Raw genomic sequence first — 10,685 nt, forward strand, 5'->3', positions numbered from 1 at the left:
GGCCTCGCCACTCCGGGCACGGCGACCGACGCGCTGCTCGCCCGCACCCGCGGCATCGGCCAGGACTGGCGGGCGGAGCATCTGCATCCGGAGCGATCGGACCGGAAGCGACGGCGTCCGGAGCGACGGCGTCCGGGGCAACGGGAGCAGCGGACTGCTCCGCTCCGCTCCCCGACGCCGCCACCAGCCGCACGTCGTCCGCGACGGCCTCCGCCTCCTCCGGGCCGGCCGCCGCGTTCAGCGCCGCGGCCGCCGCCTCCGCTCGCGCCAGGGCCTCGGCGGCCTCCGCCTGCAGTCGGCGGGCGGCCTCCAGGGCCGCGCGCGCCTCGTCCCTCGCCGAGGCGAGCCCGTCGTCGTCACTCATGGGCTCAGCCTAGGTCGGCGGCGCCGGTCAGTCCTCGCGGACGTGCCAGGACTGTCCGTACCCGCCGTCGGCCTCGGGGCGGGCCATCAGCTCGAGGAACGGGTCGGCGCTGAACGCCTCCGGCCCGAGCACTCCGGCGCCGGTCCACACGCCGGTCGCGAGGAGCTCGAGCGCGACCACCGGGTTGAGCGCCGTCTGCCAGACCACGCACTGGGTGCCGTACTCGGCCATCGTCCACTCGTTGTCGCTCACGTGGTAGAGGTACACCTCGCGGTGGGCGCCGTCCTTCGTGCCGGAGACGAAGAGGCCGGCGCAGGTCCTGCCGGTCATCCGCGGGCCGATGCCGGCGGGGTCGGGCAGGGCGGCGGCGACGACGTCGCGCGGCGAGACCTCGACGGGACCGCCGGCCGAGCGGACCCGCAGGGGCTCGGTGCTGTCGAGGCCGAGGAGGTGGAGGGTGCGCAGGACGCCGATGAACTGCTCGCCGAGGCCGTACTTGAAGGTGACCTTCTTCGCGTCGAGCCAGCGCGGCATCAGCAGCACCTCCTCGTGCTCGACGTTCACGCACTCGACCGGGCCGATGCCCTCGGGGAACTCGAACACCTCCGGCTCCGAGAAGGGGGCGGTGGTGTACCAGCCGCGGTCGCGCTCGAACACCACCGGCGGGTTCAAGCACTCCTCGATCGTGGTCCAGATGGAGAAGGACGGAGCGAAGATCTCGCGGCCGTCCGCGTCGTGCACGACGAGGTTCGCGCCGTCGCGCACTCCGAGCTCGTCGATCTCGTCGAAGAGGTGGTCGGAGGCGTAGCGGGCGAAGACGTCGGAGAGTCCCGGCTCCACGCCCATGCCCACCAGGGCGAGGCGGCCGCGGGAGGACCACTCCTCCGCCGCGGCGAACTGCTCGTCGCCGAGCTTGAGCCCCGTCAGCTCGTGGGGCCGCTCGGGGTGCGGGAGCGAGAGGCTCATCGCCATGTCGAGGTAGTCGGCCTCGGCGGCGAGCGCTCCGGCGAAGATCGTCGGGACGAAGCGCGGCTCGACGGCGTTCATCACGTGGGTCGCCCCGTGCGCGCGGGCGACGGTCTCGACGTTCTCGGCGTCGGAGGCGTCGATCCGCGCGGCGACGAAGCGGTCGTCGGCACCGTGCCGCTCCGCGATCCACGCGACCGTGCGCTCGGCCCGGGCGAGGTCGTAGTCGCAGACGATGATCTGCTCGAAGAAGGAGCGGCGCGCGGCGATCTTCGCGAAGGCGTCGCCGACGCCGCCGGCGCCGACCAGGAGGATTCTCATGGGGACACCGTAGCGACGGATCGCGTCGTCCACCATGCCGAGCACCGACGGAATCGGAGCGGAGCGCGCCTTCCGGCCACCGGATCCGTCACGGGGCGGCCCGCTCCCCCTGCTCGAGCAGGCGGAGGAAGCCGGAGAGGTGCCCGAGGCCGGTCAGCGAGGTCGGGAGCGAGGCGGCGAGCGCCGGCGAGTGCACCAGGTACGCCGCCCACTTCGCGCGCGAGACCGCGACGTTCAGGCGGTTGGGCAGGAGGAGGAACTCCATTCCGCGCGGGACGTCGGCCCCGGAGGACGCGGCGAGCGACACGATGGCGACCACCGCCTCCCTGCCCTGGAAGAGGTCGACAGTGCCGACCGGCGTCTCCTCGAGGCCCGCGGCGTCGAGGGCGGTGCGGAGGAGCCCGCCCTGGGCGTTGTAGGGCGCGACGACGATGACGTCGGCCGCGGTCAGCGTCCGCTCGCCGTGCTCGTCGGTCCAGGCGCGGCCGACGAGGGAGAGGGCGATCTCGACGACGCGCCTCGCCTCGTCCGGCGAGGAGGTGGTGTCGCCCGCGTGCTCGACCGGGACGGAGTGCACGCCCGGCTCGACCCCCTCCAGGTGGCGCACCTGCGGCGCCCGCGACCGCAGCGCGCCCTCGTAGGACAGCTCGGAGACGGCGTCGGAGAGCGCCGGGTGCATCCGGTGGGTCTGCGCGAGGAAGTAGCCGTACTCGGGCGGGAGGACGTCGTGCCCGTCGGCGAGCCAGCCGAGCGCCGACTCGTCGACCGGCTCCGGGTGCGCGCCCTGGCTCACCTGGGGCAGCTGCTGCGGATCGCCGAGCAGGAGCAGCCGCTGGGCGGAGACGGCCGACGCGATCGTCGGGGCGAGCGAGAACTGCCCGGCCTCGTCGACCACCAGGAGGTCGAGCGAGCGGCGCGGCACGGTGACCGGGTTCGCGAAGGTCCAGGCGGTGCCGCCGATGACGCAGCCGCCGCCCTCCTCGAGGACCGCGGTGAGTGCCGCCGCGTTCTTCACCGGCGCCCAGGGCGCCGCCTCGAGCGCCTCGGGCGGCGTGCCGTTCTTGGGCACCTTCGCCACGCGGGAGGGATCGACGCCGCGGCCGACGACGGCGCTCAGCACGTTCTCGACCACCGAGTGCGATTGGCCGACCACGCCGATGCGCCAGCCGTGCTCGTTCACCAGCCGTGCGATCACGTGGGAGCCGACGTAGGTCTTCCCGGTGCCGGGCGGACCCTGCACCGCGAGGGTCGCCCGGTCGAGTCCGAGCAGAGTGGTGACGACCGCGCCGATCACGTCGTCGCCCTGCACCGGAGCGACGGCTCCCGGCGGCACGCGGCGGAGGACGTCGAGCGCCGGGTCGGCCAGCATCGCGGGCAGCGCGTCGAGGACCTCGCCGCCCCACTCCGCGATCGCCTCGGGCTGGGGCGCGGCGCGCGGCGGCGGCGCGGGGGCGAGGGCGACCGGAGCGTCGTCGTGCGGATCCTCCCCCGCCTTCAGGCCCTCCTTGAGGAGCAGGACGATCCGCTCCCCGTCGTCGTCGACCGCGAGGATCTCGGAGCGCTCGGAGGCGCCGCGCAGACCGGGACCGGGCGAGGGCGCACCAGGGGGCGCCGGGGCCTCGTAGACCAGGTACGGCGACGAGCCGGTGCCGAGCCGACTGCCGGGAGCGAGCCGGCCGAGGATCCGCAGCTCGCGCGACTGCGTGCGGGCGCGCGGGAGCTTCGCCCAGTCGCGGACGACCTCGACCCGGTCGATCATCACGACGTCGCGGGTGTCCGCCCACTCGTCCAGCGGCTGCCGGAGGCGGTCGAAGTGCTCCTGCCAGAAGGTCTTGGCCTCGCGGCGGTGGTAGTCGATCGCCGCGCCGGCGAGGGCGAGCGCGGTCTGGTCGGCGGTGCGCTCCCGCGGCTCGATCCCCTCGACCTGCGCCAGCAGGGCGACCGCGACCGGGTGCGGCTCGCGGGGCACGGGGATCTCGACCTCGAGCAGCGGCGGCAGCTCCTCGCGCGGCGGAGCGAGCTCCAGGAGCCAGTCGCGCAGGCGGAGCGTGGAGCGGCAGTCGTAGGCGTTGTACTCGGCGACGAGGTCGAGCCCGCGCTGCCCCTCGACAGGATCGGCCCTCTGTGCGGCGCGCGCCTCCACGTACATCTCGATGCTGTCGGCGGCGTTCGTGACGCCGGACGCGTCCCGCTCCTCCTCGCCCATGTAGAGCGGCTCCAGCTTCTTGAGCGAGTAGCTGCGCGAGCCCACGCGGAGCGCCCGCCGCACCACCGGGTACAGGTCGACCAGGACGCCGTCGCGCAGGAGCGCGTCGACCTCCTCCTCGCCGACCCCGTGGCGGAGCGCGAGCGAGAGGAGGTGGCTCCGCTCGTAGGAGGCGTAGTGGTAGACGTGCATCCGGGGGTGCTCGGCCCGGCGCGCCCGCAGGAGCGCGAGGAAGTCGAGGAGCGCCCTGCGCTCGGCCGCGAGGTCGTGCGCCCAGAGCGCGGTGAAGCGCTCCTGGTCGTCGACCATGCCGAAGAGGTAGTCGAGGCCCCATTCGCGGTTGTCCTCGGTGTAGAGCGGATCGCCCTCGAAGTCGAAGAAGAGGTCGCCCGGGTCGGGCGCGGGCAGCCCGGCGAGCACGGAGGCGTCGATCACCTCGACGGCCGGCACCGGCGAGGACTCCGACCGCAGCTGCAGCCGCGCCTGGGCGCGCAGGCCCTCGAGCGTGCCCGCGCTCAGCCCGGGGACGGGGCCGTCGTGCTCGGCGAGGGCGTCGAGGGTGAGGACGCCGGCCGCCGTGAGCTTCGCCCGCTGGTCGAGCCGCATCCCGGCGACGAGGATCGGATCGCGGTGCGCCTGGACCTCGGGCGCGCAGACCGAGCAGCGTCCGCAGGAGGGGTAGCGCGGATCGCCCCACGCCAGCGGCTCGTCGGCGGCGAGGCGCTCGGCGAGCACGGCGCGGAGCCGGGCGCGCTGCACGCGCTGGACCGGGGCGACGACGGCCAGCTCGTGGCTGGTGACGGAGCCGTCGCCGAGCACGAGGTGCACCTGCTCCCCCACGCGGATGCCGCGGGCCTGCATCTGCTCGGCGTAGGCGGCGAGCTGCAGCAGCGCCGGGATCTTCGCGTGACGGGCGAGCTTGGTGTCGTAGACCTCGTAGGCGCCGTCGGCGGTGCGGAGGAGGAAGTCCGAGAAGCCCAGGAACTCGCCGTCGAAGAAGGTGGCCTGGTAGAGCACGTCGACCCCGGCGCGCATCGCCTCGACGGCCGCCTCGGCCGCCGCGGGGTAGCCGGCGGGCTCGGGGCGCTCGAACTCGAGCACCTCGTGCGTGCGCTTCAGCTCGGCGAGGAAGCGGTGCTCATGCTCGTCGCCGAGCACCGCGGTGCGCTCGAGCATCCCGTCCCTCTCGGCCTCGAGGCGCGGGGCGCGGCCCAGCAGGGCGTCGAACCGGCGGAGGACCGCCCACTCGCAGGCCGCCCAGTTCGACAGGTCGGTGGGGCTCGTGACCACGCGGCCGGACTCCAGGTACACGCGACTCCTTCCGCGACCACCGGGCGGCGATCGGCTCCAGGCTAGGGCGCCCCTCCGACACTCGTGCGGCTGCGGCCACCACCCGCACCGCTCCGGCTCCGCGTGGCAGGCTGGGCCGATGACCCGCGCGCGCTTCGAGATCATCCCGGCCGACGACATCGGCGAGCGCGCCGCGCGGGCGTTCCCGGACCCCTCCGCGGTGACGCTGACCGTGACGAGCCTGCCGAAGCACGGGACCGGGCGGACCGTGGACTGCGCGGTCGCGCTGGCCGGGCGCGGGTTCCGCGTGGTGCCCCACCTGGCGGCGCGGAACGTCGAGGGCCGCGCCGCACTCGAGCGGGTCCTCGAGCGGATGGGCGAGGCGGGGATCGACGAGGCGTTCGTGATCTCGGGCGACGCGTCCTCGGCGGCCGGCACATACTCCACGAGCCTCGAGCTCATCCGCGACGCCCGCGAGATCTCACCCGGGCTGGCCATGGACATCGCAGGCTATCCCGAGGGCCACCCGCACCTCTCCGACGAGAGCATCGAGCGGCACCTGCGCGAGCGCGCTCCGTTCATCCGCTCGATCGTCACGCAGATGTGCTTCGACGTCGACGCGGTGGTCCGCTACGCCGACCGGCTCCGCGAGACGGGGATCACGGCCGATCTGTGGGCGGGCGTGCCGGGGCCGGTCGAGCGCTCGCGGCTGCTGACGCTGGGCGCGCGGATCGGAGTGGGCTCCTCGCTCGGCTTCCTGAGGCGGAGCACCTCGGTGGCCGGCGGGCTCCTCCGCGGACGCCGCTTCGACCCGTCCGCGTTCGTCGCGCGCCTGGAAGCGGCGGCGGGCGACCGCCTCGCGGGCCTGCACGTCTACACCTTCAACGAGCTCGACTCCCTCGCCGCCTTCGGCTGATCGGCGAGCCTCCGCGCTCCTCGGGCGCCGATCCTCGGGGCCTCGAAGCCCTCGCAGGGAGCGCTATGCCGGTCAGGTGGTGCGGCGGATCCAGATCGGCGGGTGCGGGAGCTCGGCCTCGGTGCGCAGGCGGCCGGCGAGCGGAGCCCAGACCACGAGCGCCACGCCGATCCCGAGCAGCAGGCCGCCGACGGTGTCGCTCAGCCAGTGGGCGCCGAGGTAGGTGCGGCTCGCCATCATCGCCACGGTGTAGAGGAAGCCCGCGATCCAGACCCACAGCAGCGGGAACACCAGGGCCAGCACCATCGCCGTCGTCGCCGCGTTGGCGGTGTGGCCGGACGGGAAGGAGCCGTAGTCGCTGGTGACGAGCATGTCGGCCGGGCGGGCGCGTCCCACCAGCTCCTTGACGAGCTGGGTGGCGCCCACGCTGACCAGCGCGGCGATCGCGTAGTAGAGCGCGGCCCACCGCCTGCGGAACACCAGCAGCACGGCGACGATGCCGAGCGGGATGAGCGTCGTCCCGACGAGCCCCGCTCCGACCGTGTTCATGACGAGGGCCGGGATGTCCCAGACCGGCGAGCGGTGCTCGACGATCTCGTCCATCCACTCCACGTCGAAGCGGAAGGCCGAGGTGGGGCGGAAGGCGATCAGCACGGCGAGGAGCACCGTGAGCAGGATCGCGAGCGACGCGGAGATCAGCGGCCAGCGGTGGGAGACCCGGTGGGCCGCCTCCTTCGTCAGCAGCCGGGCGGCGACGTCGTCGGACGGCACCTGCTCGCGCATCCGCGCGCGCTGGACGGCGTCGGGGCGCGCGGTTCCGGGCTCGGTCGACAGGCGGTCGTCGCGATGATCCATTCGGACATGATGCCGTCACCCGGCGTTCCCCCGCTGGGGGTTGCGGGACGGCTCGGCCGACCGTTCGGAAGCCCGGCGTCCGTGCGCCGGGTTGGTGGCACGGTTCGACCGGCCGTGCGGATGCCCGGCCTTCCCCCGCGGGGGTCTCGCGGCGCGGCTCAGCCGGCCGCGCGGGCCAGGCGGGCGGCGCGGAGGGCGTCGAGCCGGGTCGGCTCGGAGGAGCGGACGAGGAGCCGCGCGGCGACGGCGCTCACGCGGGAGTCGTCCGAGGCGGAGGCCCGCTCGAGGGCGGCGGCCGCGTCGGGACCGGTGATCGAGCCGAGCGCCATCACGGCCGAGACCGCGAGCGCGGAGTCGTCGCTGCCGGCGGCCCCGTCCAGCGCGTCGACGGCAGGACGCGCGTCGTCGCCCAGGTAGCCGAGCGCGGCGGCGGCGTGACGCCGGACCGGCGCGGACCCCTCGCGGAGGGCCTGCTCCAGACCGGGGACGGCCGCGGCGCCGAAGGAGGCGAGGACGTCGGTGAGCACATTCTGCGCCTCCGCGTCGTCGTCGCCGAGCAGGCCGAGCAGGACCGGCAGCGCGCGCGCGTCGCCGAGGCGGCCCAGCGCGAAGCGGGCCTTCGCGGCGACGGCGGGCTCGGAGTCGGCGGCCAGCGGGGCGATGTCGTCGAGCGTCGCCGGGTCGAGGATCTTGCTGAGCACGTGCAGCGCCTGCGTGCGCACCCGGGGCTCGCGGCCGAGCGCCTCGCGGGCGACGGGGACGGCGGCGGAGCCGAGGCGGCCGAGCGACCAGGTGAGCACGTCGCGGACGAAGAAGTCCGGCTCCTCCCACAGGTGCGCCGCGAGGGGCTCGGCGGTGGCGGGCTCGGCGAGCTCGCCCAGGGTCATCGCCGCACGGAGGCGGACGTCGCGGTCGGGGTCGGAGAGCTCGGCGAGCAGGGCGGAGGAGTCGCGGGAGGACATGGGAGGGGACTGTAGCAGCGGCGCTCGGGAGCGGATCCAGCGAGGGCCCGAACACCCGGGAGGAGCTGCAGGAGCGGGGCGTGCCGGACCGCCGGGGCCCGGAGCCGAGCGCTCAGTCCTGCAGCGCCGGGACGCTCCTCGGCCGGACGATCAGCCAGAGCGCCAGGATCGACACGGTCGCCGTCGCCATCATCACCACGGCCATCGGCACGGCCGAGCCGGCGCCGAAGACCCCTGATATCGGCGACAGCAGTCCGGCGGTGCCGAAGTTGACCGCTCCGAGCAGCGACGCGGCCGTCCCCGCCTCCCGGCCGTGGTTGACCAGGCCGAGGACCTGCACGCACGGGAAGCTGAAGCCGCACGACGCGATGAAGAACCACAGCGGGACGAGCGTGCCCCAGAGCCCCAGCCCGAGCACGTCGAAGAGGGCGATCAGGCCGGCGGAGGTGAACAGCGTCAGCGTCGTGATCGCGAGGATCCACTGCGGCCCGATCCTCCGGCTGAGGTAGGAGGACGCCTGCACGCCGAGGACGACGCCGAGCGAGTTCACGGCGAAGAGCAGCCCGTACTGCTGCGCGTCGAATCCGTAGAGGCCCTGGAACAGGAACGAGGAGCTGGAGAGGTAGGTGAACAGGCCGGCGAAGGTCATGCCCCCGATCACCGCCACTCCGAGGAACACGCGGTCGCTGAGGACGGCCCGGTAGCGCTGCACGAGCGAGCGGTGCTCGCGCTCGTGTCGGGCGGCGCGGGGCCGGGTCTCGACGACGAGCAGGCCGACGGCCGCGACGACCAGCACGCCGTAGGCGGCGAGGAAGACGAAGATCCCGCGCGAGTCCATGATCAGCAGCAGCTGCGAGCCGATGACCGGCGCGAGCACGGGCGCGAGGCCCGACACCAGGGCGAGCCGGGACAGCATCCGCACCAGCGGGCGTCCGCCGAAGAGGTCGCGGACCATCGCCATCGCGACCACGCCGCCCGCCGCCGCGCCGGCTCCCATCAGGAAGCGGAAGACGCCGAGGGTGACGATCTCGGGGGCGAGCGCCGCGCCGACGCAGGCCAGCACGTGCAGAGAGGTGGCCAAGAGGATCGGCAGGCGCCGGCCGACCGCGTCGCTCCAGGGGCCCACGACCAGCTGGCCGAGTGCGGAGCCGAGGGTCGTGCCGGTGAGGGTCAGCTGGACCGCCGCCTCCGACACGTTCAGCTCGCTCTGCAGCGCGGGGAACGCCGGCAGGTAGAGGTCGATCGTGAACGGCCCGAGGGCGGTCAGCGAGCCGAGGACGATCACGTAGACGAGGCGCTGGCGGGCCGTCAGGGCGTCGCCCGGGTGGCGGTGCACCGGGAGGGAGGCGGTCGGAGTCGAGGCGGGAGTGGACACGGAGTGCCTTCCTGCGCAGGGCGCAGCGGGGTGGGAGGGAGGGGTGCGGCCGGTGTCGTCCTCGGCGCGGGAGCGGACCTCGTCGGCTCCACGCCGCTCGGTCGAATCAATTCGATCACGTGTCGGACAGGGGCGCCACCCCTCGGCCCGCCGTCGGGTCAGACCGGGTGGAGCGGAGTGCCGAGCGGGTCGGCGAGCAGGCGCTCGAAGGCGAGCTCGGCGGCGCCCAGCATGAGCAGATCGGCGCCGAGCTCGGTCCGCACGATGCGCACGGAGTCGAGTGCGACCCGGAAGGGGCCGCCGCGGCCCAGGCGCTCCTCCAGGAACCCCGGCGCGACTCCGATCAGCGCCCCGAGGAAGCCGCCCAGCACCACGAGCTGCGGGTTGAACACGTTGATCACGTTGCGCAGGGCGACCGCGAGGTGCCCGAGCTGGCGCTCGACCTCGGCGCGGACGGCCGGGTCCTCGGAGGCGGCGAGCGCCTCCTCCAGCCGCTCGCTCTCGTCGAGGCCGAGCACGGTGAGCAGCTCGGCGCGGCCGACCTCGGTCTCGAGGCAGCCGACGGCGCCGCAGTGGCAGTCGATGCCCGCGCTGTTGACGAGGGTGTGGCCGATCTCCCCCGCGTAGCCGTCGATGCCGTGCAGAGGCGCGCCGCCGACGATGACGCCGGCGCCCACTCCGCTCGCGCCGCCGTTGAGGTAGACGAGGTGCGAGACGTCGCGGCCGGCGCCGAGGACGCTCTCGGCGAGCGCACCGAGGTTGGCGTCGTTCGCCGAGAGGACGGGCAGTCCGGTCGCGTCCGCGAGCATGCGGGAGAAGGGCTCGTCGTCCCAGCCGAGGTGCGGGCCGACCCGGACGAGGCCGTCGGCGTCGCGGACGAGGCCGGGCACGGCGACACCGATGCCGACGGTCCGCGTCTCCTCGGGCAGCTCGGCGAGCAGCTCGGCGACCGCCTCGGCCGCCAGACGGGCGGCGGCCTCGGCGGTGGGGACGGAGGCGGAGCGGCGGATGCGGCGGCGGACGACGGCGTCGACCCCGACCACGGCGACCGTGACGGCGTCGATCTCGGGGTTCACGGCGAGCGCGACGACTCCGGGATCGGCCTCGACGACGGGGCTCGGCCGGCCGACCTGGTTCGGCGTGGCGGGCTCGCGCTCGCGCACGATGCCGAGCTCCACCAGCTCGCCGACCAGCGCCGCGATCGTGGAGCGGTTGAGGCCGGTCAGGCGGGTCAGCTGCGAGCGGGAGCGGGGGCCGCCGCGGTGCACGAGGCGGAGGATCGCCGAGAGGTTGTGCCGCCGGACGCGGTCGAGGTTGTTGCCGCGCGTCGCGTGGTCGGGCATCCGCGGTCTCCTCTGCTTGCGGGGGTCAGCCTAGCCGCGCGGATGGCGCCAGACCTGCTGGTCGAGGAGCCGCGCAGCGGCGTATCG

Annotated in this window: 7 protein-coding genes and 1 pseudogene; 1 reads left to right on the forward strand and 7 read right to left on the reverse strand. The window is 74.6% G+C overall.

Annotated features, from left to right (window positions below; genetic code table 11):
- The 3 genes and pseudogenes from C5C46_RS17150 to C5C46_RS16255 all read right to left on the reverse strand — a co-directional run.
- Window positions 1-364: pseudogene (locus tag C5C46_RS17150) on the reverse strand (hypothetical protein); the annotation flags it as partial.
- Between the two features lie 27 nt (window positions 365-391).
- On the reverse strand, window positions 392-1,651 hold the full coding sequence (locus tag C5C46_RS16250) for a saccharopine dehydrogenase family protein (RefSeq protein ID WP_104227456.1): 1,260 nt from the start codon (window positions 1,649-1,651) through the stop codon (window positions 392-394).
- A gap of 88 nt (window positions 1,652-1,739) precedes the next feature.
- The gene (locus C5C46_RS16255; RefSeq protein WP_104227451.1) at window positions 1,740-5,168 is read right to left on the reverse strand and encodes a bifunctional RecB family nuclease/DEAD/DEAH box helicase; all 3,429 of its coding nucleotides are present in this window, start codon (window positions 5,166-5,168) and stop codon (window positions 1,740-1,742) included.
- 118 nt (window positions 5,169-5,286) lie between these two features.
- Here C5C46_RS16255 and C5C46_RS16260 point away from each other — a divergent pair, with 118 nt between their 5' ends.
- On the forward strand, window positions 5,287-6,063 hold the full coding sequence (locus tag C5C46_RS16260) for a methylenetetrahydrofolate reductase (RefSeq protein WP_104227452.1): 777 nt from the start codon (window positions 5,287-5,289) through the stop codon (window positions 6,061-6,063).
- A 72-nt stretch (window positions 6,064-6,135) separates the two neighbouring features.
- Here C5C46_RS16260 and C5C46_RS16265 read toward each other — a convergent pair whose 3' ends face one another.
- The 4 genes from C5C46_RS16265 to C5C46_RS16280 form a co-directional block, all read right to left on the reverse strand.
- The gene (locus C5C46_RS16265) at window positions 6,136-6,918 is read right to left on the reverse strand and encodes a phosphatase PAP2 family protein (protein ID WP_258059555.1); all 783 of its coding nucleotides are present in this window, start codon (window positions 6,916-6,918) and stop codon (window positions 6,136-6,138) included.
- 158 nt (window positions 6,919-7,076) lie between these two features.
- Complete coding sequence (locus C5C46_RS16270) at window positions 7,077-7,880, reverse strand: HEAT repeat domain-containing protein (protein WP_104227453.1); 804 nt, start codon at window positions 7,878-7,880, stop codon at window positions 7,077-7,079.
- 112 nt (window positions 7,881-7,992) lie between these two features.
- The gene (locus C5C46_RS16275; protein WP_104227454.1) at window positions 7,993-9,255 is read right to left on the reverse strand and encodes a multidrug effflux MFS transporter; all 1,263 of its coding nucleotides are present in this window, start codon (window positions 9,253-9,255) and stop codon (window positions 7,993-7,995) included.
- A 158-nt stretch (window positions 9,256-9,413) separates the two neighbouring features.
- Window positions 9,414-10,598 (reverse strand): ROK family transcriptional regulator, encoded by a 1,185-nt coding sequence (locus tag C5C46_RS16280; protein WP_104227455.1) that lies wholly within the window; start codon window positions 10,596-10,598, stop codon window positions 9,414-9,416.
- Window positions 10,599-10,685: the final 87 nt, after the last annotated feature.

Source organism: Rathayibacter sp. AY1E6 (genome assembly GCF_002931115.1).
Taxonomy (GTDB): Bacteria; Actinomycetota; Actinomycetes; order Actinomycetales; family Microbacteriaceae; genus Rathayibacter.

What these genes read in the sequence shown, in the direction of transcription:
- C5C46_RS16250 (WP_104227456.1), bottom strand. Translation starts at nt 1,651, where the DNA reads ATGAGAATCCTCCTGGTCGGCGCCGGCGGCGTCGGCGACGCCTTCGCG.
- C5C46_RS16260 (WP_104227452.1), top strand. Translation starts at nt 5,287, where the DNA reads ATGACCCGCGCGCGCTTCGAGATCATCCCGGCCGACGACATCGGCGAG.
- C5C46_RS16265 (WP_258059555.1), bottom strand. Translation starts at nt 6,918, where the DNA reads ATGGATCATCGCGACGACCGCCTGTCGACCGAGCCCGGAACCGCGCGC.
- C5C46_RS16280 (WP_104227455.1), bottom strand. Translation starts at nt 10,598, where the DNA reads ATGCCCGACCACGCGACGCGCGGCAACAACCTCGACCGCGTCCGGCGG.
- C5C46_RS16270 (WP_104227453.1), bottom strand. Translation starts at nt 7,880, where the DNA reads ATGTCCTCCCGCGACTCCTCCGCCCTGCTCGCCGAGCTCTCCGACCCC.